Origin of the sequence: Bradyrhizobium sp. SZCCHNR2028 (genome assembly GCF_032380995.1) — a bacterium.
Taxonomy (GTDB): Bacteria; Pseudomonadota; Alphaproteobacteria; order Rhizobiales; family Xanthobacteraceae; genus Bradyrhizobium.
In genome coordinates this window covers 239,581-258,294 of record NZ_JAUHJF010000003.1, presented here as the reverse complement: position 1 = coordinate 258,294, position 18,714 = coordinate 239,581, and the positions used below count along the sequence as shown (strand labels likewise).

The 18,714-nt window shown below is 65.6% G+C and carries 21 protein-coding genes and 1 tRNA gene; 11 read left to right on the top strand and 11 right to left on the bottom strand.

What is annotated here, in order from left to right; genetic code table 11:
- Positions 1-71: 71 nt before the first annotated feature.
- Positions 72-1,247: a DUF2336 domain-containing protein gene (locus QX121_RS07120; RefSeq protein ID WP_315754071.1), complete on the top strand. Its 1,176-nt coding sequence runs from the start codon at positions 72-74 to the stop codon at positions 1,245-1,247.
- A 171-nt stretch (positions 1,248-1,418) separates the two neighbouring features.
- Here the strand turns inward: QX121_RS07120 and QX121_RS07115 are convergent, their stop codons facing one another.
- From QX121_RS07115 to QX121_RS07095, 5 genes are all read right to left on the bottom strand, one after another.
- The gene (locus QX121_RS07115; protein WP_315811524.1) at positions 1,419-2,003 is read right to left on the bottom strand and encodes an Hpt domain-containing protein; all 585 of its coding nucleotides are present in this window, start codon (positions 2,001-2,003) and stop codon (positions 1,419-1,421) included.
- 124 nt (positions 2,004-2,127) lie between these two features.
- The gene (locus QX121_RS07110; RefSeq protein WP_172107934.1) at positions 2,128-2,673 is read right to left on the bottom strand and encodes a response regulator; all 546 of its coding nucleotides are present in this window, start codon (positions 2,671-2,673) and stop codon (positions 2,128-2,130) included.
- A gap of 124 nt (positions 2,674-2,797) precedes the next feature.
- Positions 2,798-3,577, bottom strand: a complete 780-nt coding sequence (locus QX121_RS07105; RefSeq protein ID WP_315776673.1) for an NAD kinase — start codon at positions 3,575-3,577, stop codon at positions 2,798-2,800.
- A 161-nt stretch (positions 3,578-3,738) separates the two neighbouring features.
- Entirely contained in the window at positions 3,739-5,886 is a 2,148-nt protein-coding gene (locus QX121_RS07100; RefSeq protein ID WP_315811523.1) for an adenylate/guanylate cyclase domain-containing protein, read from the bottom strand.
- Positions 5,887-5,904: 18 nt separating this feature from the next.
- A complete protein-coding gene (locus tag QX121_RS07095) occupies positions 5,905-6,588 on the bottom strand; it encodes a hypothetical protein (RefSeq protein ID WP_315811522.1) in 684 nt (227 codons plus the stop codon).
- 251 nt (positions 6,589-6,839) lie between these two features.
- Here QX121_RS07095 and QX121_RS07090 point away from each other — a divergent pair, with 251 nt between their 5' ends.
- The gene (locus QX121_RS07090) at positions 6,840-8,429 is read left to right on the top strand and encodes a S10 family serine carboxypeptidase-like protein (RefSeq protein ID WP_315811521.1); all 1,590 of its coding nucleotides are present in this window, start codon (positions 6,840-6,842) and stop codon (positions 8,427-8,429) included.
- 17 nt (positions 8,430-8,446) lie between these two features.
- On the opposite strand, the gene QX121_RS07085 is transcribed toward QX121_RS07090, so the two are convergent.
- Both QX121_RS07085 and QX121_RS07080 read right to left on the bottom strand, forming a co-directional pair.
- Positions 8,447-9,835, bottom strand: a complete 1,389-nt coding sequence (locus QX121_RS07085) for a serine hydrolase domain-containing protein (RefSeq protein WP_315811520.1) — start codon at positions 9,833-9,835, stop codon at positions 8,447-8,449.
- 145 nt (positions 9,836-9,980) lie between these two features.
- On the bottom strand, positions 9,981-10,526 hold the full coding sequence (locus tag QX121_RS07080; protein ID WP_315737528.1) for a tetratricopeptide repeat protein: 546 nt from the start codon (positions 10,524-10,526) through the stop codon (positions 9,981-9,983).
- A 290-nt stretch (positions 10,527-10,816) separates the two neighbouring features.
- Between QX121_RS07080 and QX121_RS07075 the strand changes: the two genes are divergently transcribed.
- From QX121_RS07075 to QX121_RS07060, 4 genes are all read left to right on the top strand, one after another.
- The gene (locus QX121_RS07075; protein WP_315811519.1) at positions 10,817-11,158 is read left to right on the top strand and encodes a hypothetical protein; all 342 of its coding nucleotides are present in this window, start codon (positions 10,817-10,819) and stop codon (positions 11,156-11,158) included.
- Positions 11,159-11,320: 162 nt separating this feature from the next.
- Positions 11,321-11,767: a hypothetical protein gene (locus tag QX121_RS07070; protein WP_315811518.1), complete on the top strand. Its 447-nt coding sequence runs from the start codon at positions 11,321-11,323 to the stop codon at positions 11,765-11,767.
- 283 nt (positions 11,768-12,050) lie between these two features.
- Positions 12,051-12,764: a porin family protein gene (locus QX121_RS07065; protein ID WP_315771111.1), complete on the top strand. Its 714-nt coding sequence runs from the start codon at positions 12,051-12,053 to the stop codon at positions 12,762-12,764.
- Positions 12,765-12,984: 220 nt separating this feature from the next.
- Positions 12,985-13,224 (top strand): DUF6719 family protein, encoded by a 240-nt coding sequence (locus tag QX121_RS07060; protein ID WP_315737532.1) that lies wholly within the window; start codon positions 12,985-12,987, stop codon positions 13,222-13,224.
- A gap of 215 nt (positions 13,225-13,439) precedes the next feature.
- Here the strand turns inward: QX121_RS07060 and QX121_RS07055 are convergent, their stop codons facing one another.
- On the bottom strand, positions 13,440-13,685 hold the full coding sequence (locus tag QX121_RS07055; protein ID WP_315714645.1) for a hypothetical protein: 246 nt from the start codon (positions 13,683-13,685) through the stop codon (positions 13,440-13,442).
- Positions 13,686-13,854: 169 nt separating this feature from the next.
- Between QX121_RS07055 and QX121_RS07050 the strand changes: the two genes are divergently transcribed.
- Positions 13,855-13,974, top strand: a complete 120-nt coding sequence (locus QX121_RS07050) for a glucose transporter (protein WP_315737533.1) — start codon at positions 13,855-13,857, stop codon at positions 13,972-13,974.
- Between the two features lie 72 nt (positions 13,975-14,046).
- Here QX121_RS07050 and QX121_RS07045 read toward each other — a convergent pair whose 3' ends face one another.
- Positions 14,047-14,559, bottom strand: coding sequence for a hypothetical protein (locus QX121_RS07045; protein WP_315754087.1), 513 nt, complete (start codon positions 14,557-14,559; stop codon positions 14,047-14,049).
- Positions 14,560-14,853: 294 nt separating this feature from the next.
- Here QX121_RS07045 and QX121_RS07040 point away from each other — a divergent pair, with 294 nt between their 5' ends.
- The 3 genes from QX121_RS07040 to QX121_RS07030 all read left to right on the top strand — a co-directional run bounded on the left by QX121_RS07040 (position 14,854) and on the right by QX121_RS07030 (position 17,058).
- Entirely contained in the window at positions 14,854-15,468 is a 615-nt protein-coding gene (locus QX121_RS07040) for a TetR/AcrR family transcriptional regulator (RefSeq protein WP_409999320.1), read from the top strand.
- Between the two features lie 158 nt (positions 15,469-15,626).
- Entirely contained in the window at positions 15,627-16,289 is a 663-nt protein-coding gene (locus tag QX121_RS07035) for a DUF3313 domain-containing protein (RefSeq protein WP_315811517.1), read from the top strand.
- Positions 16,290-16,461: 172 nt separating this feature from the next.
- A complete protein-coding gene (locus QX121_RS07030) occupies positions 16,462-17,058 on the top strand; it encodes a DUF2147 domain-containing protein (protein WP_315798701.1) in 597 nt (198 codons plus the stop codon).
- A 53-nt stretch (positions 17,059-17,111) separates the two neighbouring features.
- Here the strand turns inward: QX121_RS07030 and QX121_RS07025 are convergent.
- Together QX121_RS07025 and QX121_RS07020 are read right to left on the bottom strand one after the other, a co-directional pair.
- Positions 17,112-17,186 (bottom strand) — tRNA-Thr (locus tag QX121_RS07025).
- A gap of 193 nt (positions 17,187-17,379) precedes the next feature.
- Entirely contained in the window at positions 17,380-17,877 is a 498-nt protein-coding gene (locus tag QX121_RS07020; protein ID WP_315780759.1) for a hypothetical protein, read from the bottom strand.
- A gap of 362 nt (positions 17,878-18,239) precedes the next feature.
- Between QX121_RS07020 and QX121_RS07015 the strand changes: the two genes are divergently transcribed.
- Positions 18,240-18,701 carry a hypothetical protein gene (locus QX121_RS07015; protein WP_315780761.1) on the top strand — a complete coding sequence of 154 codons (462 nt, stop codon included), beginning with the start codon at positions 18,240-18,242 and terminating at the stop codon, positions 18,699-18,701.
- The last annotated feature ends 13 nt before the right edge of the window (positions 18,702-18,714 follow it).

Sequence of the window (18,714 nt, the reverse complement as noted above, 5' to 3'; positions counted from 1 at the left end):
TCGTGGTTTATTTTCGGTGCTGTTGAGGCCCTCGTGGCCTTTGTCTGCAAGTTGCGTAAGCCGGAAAGACCATGATCGTTCGGCAGTTTCTCAGTTGGGTCAGAACCGCACCCGCCGGTGAGCGGGCAGAGGCCACCAGGGCGCTCGCGCGGGCGTGGTTGTTGTCGGATCTCTGCGATGAGGATCGCGGCGCCGCGGAGGGCGCGCTCCTCATGCTGCTGGACGATCCGTCGCCGTTGGTGCGTCAGGCCATGGCGGAGGTGTTCGCCCGCTCGGAGGAGGCGCCGGCCGCCATCGTCCAGGCGCTCGCCACGGACCAGGCTTCTGTCGCCGCCATCATCCTCGAACATTCGCCGCTGCTGATCGATGCCGACCTCGTCGACATCGTCGCGACCGGCAACTCCGACACACAATGCGCGATCGCGCGCCGCGTCGGCCTGCCGGCGCCGGTCTGCGCCGCGATCGCCGAAGTCGGCAGCGCCGCCGCCGCGCTCGAGCTGATCGAGAACGCCTATGCCGAGCTAGCGCCGTTCTCCTGGGACCGCATCGTCGAGCGCCACGGCCATCTCGCCGCCATCCGCGAAGCGATGCTGGTCCTGGACGACCTGCCGGCCGCGACGCGGGCGGCGCTGGTCGACAAGCTCTCCGAGACACTGGCGCAGTTCGTCGTCGCCAGGAATTGGCTCAGTGCCGACAAAGCAGGGCGCATCACCAATGAGGCGCGCGACCGCTCGACCATCACCATCGCGGCGCGGTCGCGCGGCGAGGAGCTGCGCGGGCTGGTCCAGCATCTGCGTGCAACCTCGCAACTCACCGCGGGCCTGATCCTGCGCGCACTTCTCTCCGGCAACGTCGAATTGTTCGAGATCGCTCTGTCGGAGCTCGCCGACATGCCGCGGGCCCGGGTGTCGGCGCTGCTCAACGATCGCGGCCGCGCCAGCCTGCAGGGGCTGCTGCGCAAGGCGGGCATTCCCGACACCACCTTCGAGGCCTTCAGCATCGCGCTCGAAGTCTGCCGCGAGAATGGATTTGCCGACACCTTGAGCGGAGCAGCGATCCTGCGCCGCAAGATGGTGGAGCGCGTGCTCACCCATTGCGCCACCGACCGTGATGCCGCCGAGCCGTTGCTGATCCTGCTGCGCCGCTTCGCCACCGAATCCGCCCGCGACGAGGCCCGCGAGTTCTGCGACGAGGTGATGGCGGAGGATTTCGTGGCCGGGCTGGAGTTCGGACTGATCGCGGCGTGAGGCGTGTCCGCTGCCGTAGGGTGGGCAAAGGCGCGTCGCAGATATCGCCACGTTCGAGCGCGCGGTGGCGCCGTGCCCACCGACTTGCCGCAGAGATTGCTGATCCATGGTGGGCACGCTGCCGCCGCTTTGCGGCGGCGGCTTTGCCCACCCTACGTGATCGCCATCCGATTACGGCTGATCGCTCGGCACCAGGCTCGGCGCCAGGATCGCTTCGAGATGCTCCGGCCGGTTGCGGTTGACCTGGAGCAGGTAGTCGTCGGCGACGCGGCGCAGCCGGCGGCTCAATTCGGCAGCGACGGTCGGGCTGTGGTACTTCGTATGATCATGCACGATCGCCTGGATGGCGTTGACGTGATGCTCGAACAGCTCGACGGGGACCTTTTCGAGATCCGGCGCGTGCTCGATAATCCGGCACAGGCTGTCGGCAACCTCGGCAGCGGCGGGATAGCCGAAGGTTGCGGCATCGCCCTTGATGTCGTGGGCGGCGCGGAACATTTCCTCGCAGGCGTCGTCGTCGAAGCCATTGTTCAGAACGGCACCGTAAGCATTCGTCAGGCGATCGGCCTCGGTGTCCATCCACGACTTGAACTCGCCGGACAGCCCGGCAAGCGCGGCTTCCGCGCGCGCGATCGGATCGTCGAGATCCTTCTCCTCGGCGCGGCGCAGCACCTGCTTCAGCGGATTGGGCTGGGTGATGACGTGATGCGAGGCGTAGGTCTTGACCTGGATCGCCGGGGCCTTGTCTTTCGCCATCTCGATATCCCCTGATGATGCCGACCAACGCAAATCGACTCATTGCCCCGATTCATAGCCGAGGAACTGGGCGCTCTGGGCGTCGATCCCCGGATTGCGTTAACGCGGGCTCACTGCCGCGCTCCTAAACTGCGGAGCGCGCCTTATCCAGAAGTGACGGCTGCTGGAAGATCTCGGCCTCGCCGCCGATCCGACGCTCTGGCCCGATATAAGCGGTGTTGGTGTTGCGGCGCCGGTCCGGACCGAAGTAGGTCTTGGTCTTGATGAACGGACGCGGATTGGCAACCACGTTGAGGATGCGCTGATACAGTCCCTTCGCCGAGATCGGCTTGGCGAGGAATTCCGTCACGCCGGCATCGCGCGCGACGGTGACGCGGCGCTTCTCCGAATGTCCCGTCAGCATGATGATCGGCGCGTAGGGGTTGCCCTTGGCTTCGGGCTGCCGGATCATCTGCGCAAGCTCGAGCCCGTCGAAGATCGGCATCGCCCAGTCGGTGATGACGATGTCGGGGGAGAAATGAGTATACATCTCGAGTGCGGTCGCGCCGTCCTCGGCCTCGTTGACCTCGCGGGCGCCGAACGAATGCAGCAGCGTGCGCAGGATGCGGCGCATGTGCGGATTGTCGTCGCAGACGAGAAAGCGCAGCTTGTTGAAGTCGATGCGGTACATTTGGCCGGCCTGAAAGGATCACCGGTGATGGCGGTATACCCGCATTAACCATACGGAGCCGCGGGTTAACAAAGCGTTGCCCGGGGCGGCGAAGGAGGAAAAAGGCGCGGAAAAGCGCCCGATGTCAGTAGCCGAACTGCTCGCTCAGGATCCGCTCTTCCAGGCTGTGGCCGGCGTCGAACAGCATCCGCATCGAGATCGTCTTGTCGGAGAGCACCTCGACTCGCTGGACATTGCGGACCTCGTCATGATCCGCCACCGCCGCGACTGGGCGCTTGTCGCCTTCGAGCACCTCGATGATCACATAGGCCGTGTTCGGAAGCAGGGCGCCGCGCCAGCGCCGCGGCCGGAAGGCGCTGATCGGCGTCAGCGCCAGCAGCGCGGCGTTGATCGGCAGGATCGGGCCCTGCACCGAGAGGTTATAGGCGGTGGAGCCTGCGGGCGTGGCAACGAGCACGCCGTCGGCGATCAGCTCCGGCATGCGCTCGCGCTCATCGATCAGGATGCGCAGCCGCGCCGTCTGCGCCGTCTGGCGAAACAGGTAGACCTCGTTGATGGCGTGGTGGATGTGAACGACGCCAGCGGCATCGGTCGCCCGCATCAGCAGCGGATGGATCACCGATTCCTGCGCCGCTTCGAGCCGCCCGTGCAGATCGATCGTGCTGAACTCGTTCATCAGGAAGCCGACCGTGCCGCGATGCATGCCGTAGATCGGCTTTCCCGAGCGCATGTGGTCGTGCAGCGTCTGCAGCATCAGGCCATCGCCGCCGAGCGCGACCACGACGTCCGCCAGGTCCGGATCGGAGTTGCCGTACAGCGCGGAGAGCTGCGCCAGTGCGGCCTGGGCTTCGGCACTCGGACTCGCGACGAAGGCGATCCGCTCATATCGCTTGGACGTGGTCATGCGTCGCAGGGCTCGCTGGTCGGTTGGCCGGTAACAGGCGCCGTGTCGTCTAGCCGACCTTGCCCGTGCTTGTCCATCGCGGCCGGTATCCTGGGGCAATGGGGCCGGGATGAGGCTGATATGGCCCGGACGTGTGCGCACGCGCGGAAGTCATCGTGGCGTCACTTTTCCTGTAGGCTGCGCACCGGATCCCAGGCCAAGGACCCGGTCGCCAAGCTTGCTTTCACCCGCTCCGCGAAGAAGTGGCTTGGAGCATCGCTCGGTGCGCCCCGCGCGAAGCAGTCGACCGCTTGCGGCAGTTCGCCGGCGCGCCAATGCGCGAGGCCTGCGGCGTAGCCGGTGAGGAGAGCCTGTTCCTCCGGCGTGAGCTCGGCTGCGCGGCCATGCAGCTCGTAGATCTTCAACGACTGCTCGCGCCCCTTGACCCGGATGGTGTCGAGCTCGCGCCAGGCAAACTCGTTTCCGGCGAGCGTCACCGTGCTCTCGGAGGCAATGATCGTGGTGCCGTAGAACTTGTTGGCGCCCTCGAGCCGCGAGGCCACGTTCACGGCGTCGCTCATGACGGAATAGTTGAAGCGACGTTGTGAGCCGAAATTGCCGACCAGCGCGGCGCCGCTGTTGATGCCGATGCGCTGCGCCACCTTGATGCCCTGGAATGCCGTCGACATCAGGTTGAGCTCGGCGAGCTTCGCCTTGCAGTCGAGCGCCGCACGCGCCGCGCTGCGTGCATGGTCGGGATCGTCGAGCGGAGCGCCGAACACGGCGACCACGGAGTCGCCGATGTATTTGTCGACATAGCCGTCGTGGCTTTCGATGACGTCGGTCATGGCCGAGAGATATTCATTGGTGAGCGCCATGAGCTGCTCCGGCGTCATCTGCTCGGCGAGGCGCGAGAAGCCCTCGATGTCGGAGAAGAATACGGTGACCTCGCGGGTCTCGCCGCCGAGCTGCGGCAGCCGGCGCGAGGCCAGCATGCGGTCGATCTCGTGCGGTGCGAGATAATAGGCAAAGCTCTTCTGCAGCAGCCTCCGGTCCTTGTCGGTGACCATGAAGCGATAGCCGGTGGTCGCAGCCAGCGCGAGCACGCCGGCCGCGAGCGGCTCCACCAAGGGCAGCGCGTAGGCATGGTCGAAGAGGGCGGTGGCGAGCGCGGTGTAGAGCAGCGCGAGCCCTGCCAGGATGGCCGCCGCAGAGGCGGGGCGCAGCAATCGCGCGAGCAGCGCAGCCAACAGGGCGATGGTTGCGGCGATGGCGAAGATCGCTGGGCGTCCGAGCTCGGTGGCCGCGTCCTGCCGCACCAGATTGTTCACCGCCGTGGCGTGGATGTAGACGCCGGCAATGGTGCTGCGGGCGAACGTCTCGTTGATCCTGCGCTCGTCCAGCACGCAGCGCGGCCGGCGCGCGCCCTCGGCGCGGGTCGCGAAGCGCTTCGAGGTGAGCCGCCGATCCTCGATCCCGACGGTGCCAAGCAGGACGACCTTGCCGGCGAACTCGCGGCGGAAATAGTCCTTGTCGCCCTTGAGCGCGCAAGCGCGCAAATCGGCGAACGAGTACGTCGGGATATCCTGGGCGCCGCCCGAGAAATTCAGGGTCATGGTGCCCGGCACGCTGCCGGGCACCATGTACGCACCGAGTGCAATGCCATCAGCGGCAATGACCGGCGCGGTGCCGGTTGCGCGCCCCGCCAATTCCAGCGCCATGCTCGGAACTGCCTTGCCATCGACCGACAGCGTCAACGGATGGCGGCGGACGACATCATCGCTGTCGGTATAGGTGTTGAGCGGACGAAGGTTCTGCTGCTGGCGCACCGCGATGCGCTGGCCGGGCGCGGGCAGGATCGGCGGCTCGGCAAAAATCTCGCCCAGCACCACCTTGCCGCCGGCGGCCGCGGCAGCGAGCGCGCGCAGGAAGTCGCGATCGAAGCCGCGCGTCTTCTCGCCGAGAGTGCTGTCGCCGAGCGGAATCTCCGACTGCTCGATCGAAGTCTGGAACACGATGTCGAAGCCGACCACCTTGGCGCCGCCGTCGAGGACGGCCGTCAGCACGCGCCCGATCTCGCCGGTCCAGGTCAACAGCGGCGCGCCCTTGAAGGGGGGCGCCTGGTAGCTCTCCTCGTCGACCGCGATCACCACCGCCGGACTCGCTGCTGCATCGTGGCGGTTGCCGAAGGTCTCGAAGCGCAGCCATGTCAGCGCATCCAGCGACAGGCCGCGGCCGCGCTCGAAGAGGGGCGACACGAACAGGCCCGCGCACGCCAGCGCGATGGCGATGACGGCAAGCGCGTCGCGCGTCCGACGTCCGATCGCCACCGACGGGAGCCTTCGGTCTCAGTTGAACCGGATCAATCGCCCGACCGCAGGGCCTGGGCCCGCCTTGGCCTGTGCGTCGACCTTGAACACGATGCGCAAGTTGCTGAAGCTCGCGACATAGGTGCCGCCGGGAGTGAGCGGGTGACTGGTGCCGGCGAAATCGTAGAATCGTCCCTTGTATTGCCGGCCCGAGAGCTCGACCTGCTGGCGCTCGCCGGGCTGGTCGAGGCGTTCGACGGTCAGCGTGCCGCGCCCTTTGGCCTCGAAGATGGGCGACGCGCTGTAGATGATCGCTTGCGCCACCGGCGCGCTGTCCGGCCCGACGCTGCGCACGATCGTGGCCGCGACCTCGCTGGTCTCACGCGAGGTGGCCTGCGCATGGCTGGCGTCGCAATTGACGATGTCGCTCTTGAGCGTCGCGCCGTCGACCGTGCTTTCGCCGGGTCCGACGGTGACACTGCCGGAGCCGTTGACCGTCTCGCGCCGGCAGGATTTGAGGTAGCTCATCACCACGGCGCCATCCGGGCCGAGCTTGATCACCTGGCCGGGCGCGACATAGTCCATCAGCTCGGCGCCGGCCACATCCCCCTGGACGTCCTCGACCAGCGCCGCCGGCGGACCGGCCCAGGCCGCCGGCGGTCCAATCATGGCCGGTCCGGCGAGCCCGATGAGGGCTGCGATGATGAGCGTCGGCAACTTCATGATGAACTCCGTGATCGCAATCGGCGGCGCGCCTCTTGGCCCAAACCTGGGTGTCCCAGTGGTGGGACGCCGGAGGCGATGGAGAGGTTCGAGCCCATAACACACCTTACGAAGAACGGGCACTGCTCCGGATGTGACCTGGATCACGGAAGAGTTGGTTGAGCTTGGTCCCAAGCCGCGGTTCATGCGTTTGTAAAGCAAGCGATAAAGGGTAGCGCGTTGCGCCAATCCATCGTCCAGGGAGTGAGTTGATGGCAGGTTCGAGATCGTCCGTCGTGTGGTCCCGTGTGATGGCCCTGACCTTGACGGCGTTGCTCGCCGGCCAAGCCGTATACGCGCAGGACGCGCCGCCGGCGGCGCAGGACACCACGGCTCCCGGCGCGCACCGAACCGGATCGGCCGGCAATCGCGCCGCAAGCCCGCCGAGCTCGCCATCGGCAGCCGAGCAGCACAAGCTCCCGGCGGATTCCACCACGACCCAAAAGGTCGAGCTGCCCGATCGCACGCTGTCGTTCACGGCGACTGCCGGTTCGATCCGCCTCTTCGACGACAAGAGCGAGCCGCAGGCGGACATCGCCTACACCTCCTATCAGCTCGATGGTACTGATCGCGCCAGCCGCCCGGTGACCTTCTTCTTCAACGGCGGCCCAGGCGCCTCATCCGCCTATCTGCAACTCGGCAATGCCGGTCCGTGGCGGATCGGAATCGATGCGGCCAGCGTGACGCCCTCGTCGAAGCCGGAGCTGATGCCCAATGCCGACACCTGGCTCGACTTTACCGATCTCGTGTTCATCGATCCTGTCGGGACCGGCTACAGCCGTTTCGTCGCGACCGGCGACGAGGTGCGCAAACGGTTCTTCTCGGTCGACGGCGACGTACGTTCGCTGTCGCTCGTGGTGCGTCGCTGGCTGGAGAAGCACGACCGGCTCGCCTCGCCCAAATTCATCACGGCCGAGAGCTATGGCGGCATTCGCGGTCCGAAGATCGTCAACAACCTTCAACATGACCAGGGGATCGGCGTCAGCGGCCTGATCCTGCTCTCACCACTGATGGACTTTCGCGATTATTCCGGCTCGAGCCTGATGCAATATGTCGCGAGCCTGCCAAGCTATGCCGCCGTCGCGAAGCAGATGAAGGGGCCGGTCACCCGCGCCGATCTTGCCGACGTCGAGCGCTACGCCAGCGGCGACTTCCTGCTCGACCTCGTCAAGGGCGAGGCCGATACGGAAGCGACCAACCGGCTCGCCGACAGGGTCGCGAGCCTCACCGGCATCGACCAGGCGGTCAGCCGCAGGCTGGCCGGCCGGTTCGACGTCTCGGAGTTTCGCCGCGAGTTCGACCGCAAGAACGGCCGCATCGCCGGACGCTATGACGGCTCGGTGCTTGGCATCGATCCCTATCCGGATTCGAGTCGCTCGCGCAGCTCCGATCCATCCGGGGATGTGCTGACCGCGCCGCTGACCAGTGCCGCGGTCGAGCTGACGCGCAGGCTGAACTGGCACCCCGACGGCTCCTACGAGCTGCTGAGCGGGGCCGTGAACCGGTCATGGGATTTCGGCCGGAGCATCAGCCCGCCGGAGTCCACCGGCGAGCTCCGGCAGATCCTCGCGCTCGATCCCAAGCTGAAGCTGCTGGTCGGCCACGGCCTGTTCGATCTCGCCACGCCGTATTACGGCTCGAAGATACTGCTCGACCAATTGCCGGCCTTCGCGCGACCGCCGCGGGTCAAGCTCGTGGTCTATCCGGGCGGGCACATGTTCTATTCCCGCGACGATGCGCGGAAAGCGTTCCGCGGTGAGGCCGAGGCGTTGATGAAGGAGGGCAGGGAGGAGGCCCGATGAGTGCAGCGACACCCGGGCTATGAGTCCTTCTTGCGCCGGCCCTTCGGATACTTCCGCTCCATCTCGGCCTTCACGACGCGCTCGGGCCGTATCCGTGCGCCGGCGAGCCAGATCTCGCCGACGCCGGACTTGGTGCGCACGCGCCTGACCGCCTCGCCATGGCTGGCATAGCCGGCCGCCTGCACGATGCGCCCGGTGTCGCGTCCGGTCACCTCGATGCGGGCGGCATCGAGGAACGGGTTGATGAACACCGGATTGGCGACCATGACCTGCGCGCCGAAGGGGACGAGATCGACGGCGCCCCACAGCGTCCACCAGCGCCCGGTCCAGTCGCGCGTCTTGCGCGACGGCGCGCCATGGGTGGCGAAGGCCTGCAGGATGAACTTGACACCGTTGGCCCAGCCCGGCGCCCAGCCGTCGACGGCATTGGTCAGCACGGTGATCGTGATCTCGCGCGAGGGGATGACTGACGTCCGCGAGATGTAGCCCTGGAAGCCGCCGCCATGGCCGAACCAGTCGAAGCCGGCCGTCGTCCCGCTCATCAGGGCCAGGCCGTAATAGGCCTCTTCGATGTCCTGTGGGACGCGCCATTGCCTCCGGACCATCTCGCGGCGGCTCGCGACCGACAGCAGGCTCTTCTTTGCGTTCGGCGCGAGCTGGGCGAAGAAGCGGGCGGTGTCGGCCGCGGTCGCGACGATGCCGGCGGCCGCCATGATCGCGTTGGTCGGATTGTCGCCGGGAATCACGACCCGGCGGCCCACGGGCACGATGCGCGAATGCCCGCGCGCGAACGGGACACCCTTGCCGAGCAGCGTCATGTCGGGCGCGCTTTCGCGCAAGGCCAGCGGCGTCATGATCTCGCGCTGCAGCCAGGCCGGGTAGGGCTCGCCGGTGATCGCCTCGATGACCAGGCCGAGCAGGCCGTAGCCATGGTTGGAATATTTGAACCGGCTGTTGGGATCGATCGCCGGCGGCTGCTTCAGCTCGGCCAGCAGCTCGTCCTTGTCGAGATAGGATCGGCCGTCGGTGAACTGGCCGGAATCCTTGCCGTCGCGGATCAGGCCCGCCGTGTGCGACAGCAGCTGGTTCAATGTTGCTGCGGCGACATCCGGATGCAAATCCTTGACGTAGCCGCCGACCGGATCGTCCAGCTTCAACCGCTTCTGCTCGCGCAGGCGCATGATTCCGGCGGCGGTGAACGCCTTGGTGTGCGAGGCGATACGGAAGCGGTGCCGCGGCGTCAGCTTCTCGCCGCTGTCGAGATTGGCGTGGCCAAAGGCCGCCTCCAGGACGATCTCACCGCGATGGGCAATCGCAAGGATGCAGCCGGGTTGCTCCGAAACGGCGACCTGAAAGGCCAGCCAATCCTTGATGTAATCGAGTGCTGCGCCCAGCCAGGACTCCACGAGGCAATCTCCCGTTCAAAAGACGTGATGAAAATGGACTGCACGACATCCCATCCATAGCGGCCCGAAGGGCAGCGGACAAAGAAAATGGCGCAACCCCTTCGGGTTGCGCCACTGTCGAGATCGGATCTGGTCCGATCGCGTCTTAGTAGACGAGGCCGGTGCCCGGCTGCTTCTCGAGCGCGTCGGCCAGCGAGCGATATTCTGCGCTGTTGGTGCCGGCGAGCTGCGCCACCTTGTCGAGGTGGTACTTGGCCTGCTCGCGGTTGCCCTGTTCGAGCTGCCACAGGCCATAATACTGCCAGGTCCGCACGTGGTTCGGATCATCCGCCAGGGCCTGCTCGTAGTACTGCTTGGAGGCCTGGTAGTTGCCGAGCTTGCGGTAGGAGTAGCCGATCAGGTTGGCAACGTCAGCGACGTCCTCGCGGTTCAGCGCCTTGAGCTGCTGGATCGCGGTGGCGTAGTCGCCGCGATCGTAGATCGAGGTGTAGGCAGTGCGATAGGCCGCCAGGAACTTCGGATCTTCGATGCTCGAGCTCTTGTCCTTCTTCTTCTTGCCTGAATCCGACGCCGGCGGCGACGACGGGGTATCGCTGCCCGCGGCATAGGCCTTCGACAGAAGCAGCGGCCCGGAGGCCACGGCCATCGAGAACAGAGCCAGCGTGGCAATCCTGATCGCAGACTTTTTCATTCGTATCTCCCGAGTTGTCGATCCAACAGGTGACTGCGTACGGAGAAGAACTCCCGCAGCTGCGAAATATTCCCGGCCATTTGCGCGCATTTTGCGCCGCGATCGGTTCATTATACGGACGACATGATGACAGACCAGTCACCTCGATGACTATCCCTTCATGTCCATGAACTGAAAACACCACTTTACTTCAGGGGCGGTTCAGTGCCGGTTCCCTATCGTTGCCTCCATGATCACGAGCCCATCCAGACTGGATGGTGCCTCCAGATCTTCACATCACGGAGACGACCATGCTGAAGTCAATGTCTGTTGCTCTGCTCGCCGCGTCGATCCTGGCTGCGCCCGCGTTCGCTGCTGGTCCTGCAAAAACCGACACGTCCGCGAAGTCCAGCCAGATCACTGGCACCGCGAAGACCGATGTGAGCAAGACCGATGCGGCCAAGACCTACGCCACCAAGCCGGGCGCGACGCAGGCCGGCGACAAGGCCAACGAGATGAAGCCCACCGTCGGCAAGACGAAGACCAAGCCGCATGCCTCGCTTGTCCGCCACAAGCATCGCCACGTGGCGCATCTCAGCCATCACAACAAGGTGAGCTTCAAGCGCGTGACGCCGGCGACCCGCCGCGGCTGATCCGGCCAAGGTCACGCAGAGCCGATCTGGTCGTTGACCGCCGGAGCGCGCCAGAGCGCTCCGGCGGCAGCGGCTTGACGAAGGCGTGAGCCGGGACGGATTTCCCGGCCTCTGGCTTTGAGCTAGAACGGCCGCGGGATTGGCTTTCAAGAGTTGGGCGCCTTGGGGATGGGGAGAACGAGCTGGTGGCCGGCAACCGCGCTGGCGCTGCTGTTGGCGGGGTGCGCCAGCGGAGGTCCCGCCGCGTTCATGAGAGAGGACAATCGCGGCATCTCCTACACCGGCGATCGTGGCGTCGGCAGCCAGCCGTTTCCGGCCAACCACCGCAGCGAGATCCTGTCCTATCTCAGGACCTACCTGAACAATCCGGTCGGGGTGCGCGACGGCGTCATGGCGGAGCCGGTGCAACGGACGGTCGGTGGCCGGCTGCGCTATGTGAGCTGCCTCCGCTATGCGGCGCGCGAGTCCGACGGCAGCTACCGTCCGGCGCAGGAGCGCGCGGCGGTGTTCGTCGACGGCCGGTTCGATCGTCTGGTCGAGGATGCAGGCGAGCTCTGTGCCGGGTCGACCTACGCGCCATTCCCGGAGCTTGCCGGCCTCACGCGTTAGGCCGCGACGTCCTCGGCCGCCTGCCACGTCGTCGCAGCACCTTGCCAAGCGGCTTGCCCGATCACAAATCGGGGATGGCCCGAACGCTTTGCTGCCTCGCGGCGACCAAATATCGGGCGCGGCGTCAGCTTCACGAAATATTCGGGAAGCCTATGGAACAAAAGGCCTTTGTTGCCCTCTGGTGACACCGCAGCAGCAATCACAGCTGTGTCACCGCCGCCGGGCAACCCAAATGCGGCCATGATGTTCGATAGATGTCGCAGACGAATAACGGGGACGTCCCATGAAGCGGTTTTTATTCAGTGCAGTGGCCCTGACCACATTGGCTGCCCCGGCTTTCGCCGCCGACATGCCTCCGCGCACCTACACCAAGGCGCCCGTCTACACGCCGCCCCAGGCGATCTACAACTGGACCGGCTTCTATCTCGGTGGTCACCTTGGTGGCGCCTTCGCGGGCAATAATAGCCTGGAAGGCAACAACGGCCGCTTCCTCGGCGGCGTGCAGGGCGGCTTCGACTACCAGTTTGCCCCGAACTGGGTGCTCGGCATCGAAGCCCAGTACAGCTGGATGGATCGCAATACGACCAATTTCGGCTTCCCGGGGGCTGCGGTCGTGACCTCGACCGGCGCCAACCAGCTCGGCTCGGTCACCGGCCGTCTTGGCTACACCTGGGGACCGGCCTTGCTCTATGCCAAGGGCGGCTACGCCTGGCGGGACGGTAACAATCTCGGGGTGAGCGTCGCCGGCGTGCCGACGGGTTTCACCACGTCGGGCAATACCAAGGATGGCTACACCGTCGGTGCCGGCCTCGAATACATGTTCGCACCGAACTGGTCGGCCAAGGCCGAGTATCAATATTACAATTTCGGCAATACGACCTTCACGGCTGGGCCGGCTCCGGTTGTGGGCAGCCGCTTCAACAGCGACGAGCATACGGTCAAGGTCGGCGTGAACTACCGCTTCGGCTGGGGCGGACCGGCCGCCAGCAAGTACTAAGCGAGGTCACCGAGCCCGCGGCCGGCGGCTTCCGGCGGGGACCGGATCACGCCTCACTTCCAACACGCCCGCGCCATCTGGTGCGGGTGTATTGCTGTCCGGCGGTTGGCCGTCGATGGTTTCGGGATCGCTCACGCAGTGCAAAAAAATTTTCAAACCTTCGTGAAACTTTCGCCATCAGTTGATATTATCAGTCCGCTGGTTTGATGGATCATCCCACATGCGTATCTTGGTGTCCGTGCTGTTGTTGTCGGCGGCTGTTTTGCCGTGCTCCGCCCAGACCGTTCTGAAGTCCGAACCGTTGATGCTGGCCCCCTACGAGGTGGCGCTGGTGCAAACCGCGTCCTGCCCGTCGGGCAAGGTTCTGAAGGTGACCGGTGCGATCCGCGGCGTCAGCCGCAAGCGCGCCTGTGTCGCCCTTCCGGCCGAGACGGTATCGCTGGCGACGGCGACGCCCTGAGAACGGGCTTCATGGCGACCTTCCAGCTGCGGCTCCGGCTGCCCGCTGATCGCGAGTCTGTCTGTCGAAAAATCTTTGATGAAAGCAAGCCGTCCGCGGGAGCGGACGGGCATAACGGCGTGCATGTCTTCGGCCGCCTACGCGCGCCGGGACTCGGGGAATAGCCGCGCAGGGCTTATGCAGTGTGACCCAAGGCGGGCTTCCGCCGCAGCCGGTCAGGATGCGAACGGGATGTTGAACTCCTGCTCGGCTTCGGCACGGTTCTGCCAGGGATCTTCCTCGGGCTCGGCGGCGCAGGGTCTGATCTCGTAATCATTGTCGAGCTGCAGATGCGCGGTCGATCGCGCATTGATCATCACGTCCACCACAAGCCCGCTCTGCCGCGCCAGCCGCCAGACATCCCCTTCGGTCGGATAGGCTTTGCTCAACTTGGCGTCGTTGCAAAATAGCGCGTAGGGCATTCCAAGCAGCTCCAGAGAAGCGAAGGATGAACCGAGAATGAACGGCACGTGTAGCGAGACACTGGCGCGCCTGGGGCAGGAAGGGGGCCTTTTCGGCGCGGCCGAGTCGTAAACGAGTCCTAAATTTTTGAAAAAAGAATCCGTGGGACTCCGGGGCTAGAATCGCCAGATGGTTAAGCTCATGGGAACCGATCTCCACATCTTTTGCGGGCGGATCCAGCTGACGCTCGCCTTTGGGCTGCTGCTCGCCTTCGTCGCCAATGTGGCGCTGCTGTGCGCCTGGCTGTGAGCGGGCGCGTCGATTGCGGGATTCGTTCTTTTGTGCACTCTCGGCCGTTGTGCACCTCTGGCGCGGCCGGCTTTAGTCCTCAGGGAGGGCGCTCCGTTCGGCCGATGCTTTCAGGCGCGCGAGTGTCGCGCTGAAATATTCCTGGCGCTCCCGGTTGAAGCGCTCCTGGTGGGCCCGGAAGCGAGCAACCCGGGCACGAATCTCTGCCTGCATGTCGCGCTGCAGATCGAGCTGCGAGGCGATGCTCGTGAAACGCTCCGGGGGAGCTGGGCTCAGGGCTGAGGACGAAGCCTCGGACGCGATGGAGTGGGGCGCACTCGGCCTTGCAGCCTCCGCGACCGCGCCGGGGATCTCGCCTTGCGCGTTGCCGCCGCGCCATGCCCCGATTTCGGCTCGGGCGGCGAGCACACGCTCCAAGGTGACATGCGTCGGTCGCTCGACCGCGGCCTGCTGCGGCGTAACGGGGGTGCCGGCTGGAACGGCAGGCAGCTCGAACTGGGCGAAGTCGGCCGGCTTTCCGGTGACCGACTGCACGAAGGCCATGGTCTGCGCGATCAGTGCATCACGCTCTTCCTTCCACGTCATGACGCTTGTCCCCCGATGCCTCAATTGCAACAAAAGCGGCTGACGAAATCAAGTTGAAGACCAGTGACTTCTGGGGATAAGCAGGAGTTCTAGATGAGATGTGACAACAATGTTGCCACAGTCTGAACTCGTTTCGTCCCCCACCCGCGGAAGGTGATAGCAGAAATTCAATCCCGCGCAGATGGTTCCTGAGGCGCGGCGGTTTTTTCCGGAGCTCTTCTTGACAGAGGAGGGTGGCTCGCCCCTATGACGGAGCCGCCTCGGTGTCGGGGCATCTTCCTGCTCGCAACCTTCGTGCGCCGCCCGGGCACTTCGCAGTCTTCGATGGACAACCCTTCACGCTCCGAGCGGTCGCGCAAGGCCGCGCTCACCGCCGCTCTTACCATCATCGCCCGCGATGGTCCGGGGCGGCTGACGCTCGACGCCATCGCCCGCGAGAGCGGGCTGAGCAAGGGCGGGCTGATGCACCAGTTCCCCAACAAGGAAGCGGTGCTCAAGGCTCTGCTGGAACAGCAATTCCTGCATTTCGACGAATTCGCCACCAGGTACAGGGCTGAAGCCGGCAAAGCGGTTGATCAGCCCGAGCTCGCGACGCAGATCGCGATCTCGCGGGAGCTGATCGCCCAGCAATATTCGGTGGCGCAGGCCATGCTCGGCGCGCTCGCCCAGGAGCCGGGATTGCTGGCCGATGCCCGTGCCAAGGATGCCGAGAGAGTAGCCGAGATCCGCGGCGAGGCCGAGGACGCCGATCTCGCGGTCCTAAGATGGGCGGCGGCCCGTGGGCTTGCGTTGATGACGATGCTGCGCGTCTCGCCGCTGGAGCAGCCGGACCTGGACCGCCTGTTTGCCCGCCTGCTCGACGACCGCCAATGGACGGGGTTCGAGCACCGCGTCCCGTCCGACCGCTGATCTGCCTCGAAAGCCGCTTCTTCGGCAGGCGCCGGGTCGCATCCCACCGAGACATTAACGCAATCTTCACCGAGCTTCTTTACAAACCGTCTGGTCGGTTTTATTGATTGGGCGCTGGTTGTGCTTCGCAACAAGCCGCGCAGGTGAGGAGAAAGGGAATGACGGTTCGACTCCGGGTGTCCGGCTTTGCGGCGATTGCCGCGGCGGGTCTTTGCGCCGGCTGCAATACGGTGACGCCGGTGGCTTATTCCGAGGTGGCCTCGGCGCGTTATCTGGCGCCGAATTCCGCCGATCCTTCGGGGCGGGTGCCGTACCGCTACGCGGTTGCCGCGGACTGGCGCAGCTATGACAAGGTGATGCTCGATCCGGTCGTGATCTATCGCGGCAGGGATCACCAGTTCGGCGACATGTCCGAGCAGGACAAGGCGAGGCTCGCCGCCTACATGCGGTCGCGCTTCCTGGAAAGTCTGTCGGCGCGCTTCCGGGTCGTGAGCCAGCGAGGGCCGGCCACGTTGCGCGTGCGGCTCACCCTGACCGGCGCCGTCGCCAACACGCCGGTGCTCGGCACCGCCTCGCGCTTTGATCTCGCCGGCGCCGTCTACAACGGTGTGCAGAGCGCCCGCGACGGCGAGGGGCTGCTGACCGGCTCGGTGTTCTACGCGGCCGAGATCTTCGATGCCGCGAGCGGGCGGCTGCTGAACGCTTTCGTCAGCAAGCAATATCCCTCTCCCTACGACATCAAGGCCAGCGTCGGCGCGCTCGCGGCCGCAGAAGCCGGGATCGACAAGGGGGCCGATGCCCTGGTCGCGCAGCTCCAATGAGCGGGCAGTGCAGACGAATCGACCGGGGCCCCAGAAGGCGGCCCGCCGCGCAGCCGTCTTTCGCGTGCTTTCGCATCGAGGGCACCGGCAAATGTCCGGCAGCCATTGGCGACGTCAATCTCGCCGTACGAGCGCGTGGCTCGAGGCCGTGGAGACAACGGGGTCCCTGGACATGACATTGAGATTCGTTCTGCGCGTTGGCCTGCGCATCGTCGTCAGCCTGCTGCTGTCGATGGCGGAGGGCCGCGGTCACGCCGCTCCCATCAGCGATCCGCTCGGCACATGGTTGACCGAGGACGGCCGCGCCCGCGTCCGCATCGAGCGTTGTGGCGCCATGGCCGATCGCGTCTGCGGCTACATCGTCTGGATGAAGGAGACGGCGGATGCCAAGGGGCAGCCGTTCCGTGACCGGCTGAATCCGGATCCGGCCAGGCGCGGCCGTCTGCTGCTCGGCCACCAGATGCTGCTCGGCCTGAAGCTGAACGCCGACGGCCGCCACAGCGGCGAGGTCTACAACGCCGAGGACGGCAAGACCTATGCCGTCTCGATCTGGCGCGAGGGCCCGAAGATGCTGGCGGTCAAGGGCTGTCTGCTCGGGCTGTTCTGCGCGACGCAAGGCTGGGTGCTGGTGACGGATCAGGTGCCCGGCCAACTCATCGGAGCGACCGGCGAGGGCGGCGGGCCGTTGCCGGATCCAGAGTGGACTGCGCCCAAGCCGCCGTCGGCGACCGGCATCGCCAAGCCAGCGGTCAGGACGAGGGCGAATTGACGCCTAAGGCCGATGATAGCGATTGCTGCAGCAAATCCCAACTTCACGGAAGCTGGTGCCGGCTGAGGGGATTGAACCCCCGACCTTCGGTTTACAAAACCGCTGCTCTACCGCTGAGCTAAGCCGGCGAATGCACATTGGTGGCGAAGATCTCGTCCTCAGATTGCGACGAGGTCTCGCGAAGCGCGGTGTTCCTACCAGAGTTGATGCAGTCCGGCTACTCCCCGCGTGAGGGCCGCTTCTCCCATCAACCCAGCAAAAAGGGCGGCCGTTGGGCCGCCCCTGTCGGAGCCGATCATCGAAGCCGCTCCGGCGCGATCTTTACTGGCAGATGTGCATCAGCCCGTCGCTGCCCTTGAACATGGTGCCGGGGCGGCAGACCAGGCCGTTGCGGGTCGCGTAGCTGTTCCAGTCGCCATAGTAGCCGTTCGGGCCGCGATCATAGCTCGGTTGGCCGTAAGAGGGGCCGGGACTGTAGGCATAGGCATCCGCGGTCCGGAACGGCGCCGTGGCGATGGCGCCGGCGGTTCCGATGGCTGCGCCTGCGATGCCAGCAGCGGTGCCGACCGCTCCAGCGGCGACGTCAGCCGGCCAGAAGCCGCTGTTGCGGCGATCCCAGCCGTTGTTGTTCCATCCGGTATTCCACCCGGCATCGGTGCGCTGCTGCATCATCGCCCCGTCCTGGCGGGCCATGTGCCGATGCTGCATCATTCCTTCCTGCTGGTGGTTCATATGCCGGTGATGCATGTCGCGCGCCATGGCCGGGCCGGCGAGCGCCGTTGCGAGTACAGCAGCCCCGAGAATAGCAAATCGTGTCATGGAATACTCCGTCGTTGCGCCCCACCTGCTAAGCGCAAGCCGGCCCCGTCGTTCCCGCCGCGCCGGGAATGTTTTGGAACGACATGAGGCCATCGCTTTGCGAGGCCGGAGCAGCGGTTGCGGTCCGGCTTGCTCCGACCCGAAGGCTGTTAGTCCCGCGGACAGGGCAGGCGGGGTTGATGCTGGCAGTATTGTCGCTCTCGGCTGATGATCAGCCATTAACCCTCGCGCTCGAACCCCACCGGGGCTTTAACCCGGAATGGTGGCTCGCGCGTTAGTCTTACCAGCAGATTGATGTGCGCGTTTAACCCATCGGGGCGCGCGTTGCGGTATTGGTAGGATGGCAACCGGGGCGTGAATTCATGCGTATTACAACGGCTCTTGTGATTCTGATTGGAGCGTCTTCCGCCGCGCTCGCCAGCGAAGGCTTCGAGATCGTCATTCCGCAGCGGCCCGGCGTGCCCGTCGTCATCAACGGCATCGATGCGTCCTACGCCGTTGTCGAAGGCCAGTACGGTCTTGGCAGGGGCAATTACATGCAGCCGACGATCTATGGCGGTCGACCGGTCGAGCCCGAGCCCCATGTCGGCCATTACTATCCGACTCTCGGAGCGAGGCCGGGCTATGGCCGCATGGAGATCGAGCCGCCGGCCGATCGCAAGCTGCCGAAGCCGGCCGAGAGCTATTCGCGCTCATGGGGTGCCCAGTCGCAGATGCAGCCGCCGGAGCCGGCGGTGCCGATGTATCCGCCTGCCGTCATCCTGGCTCCGCCTGATGGCGGCCCGCGCGGGTATTCTAATTCACCGCCGGCCTACCGCCGCTAGCGAGCAGCTCGCC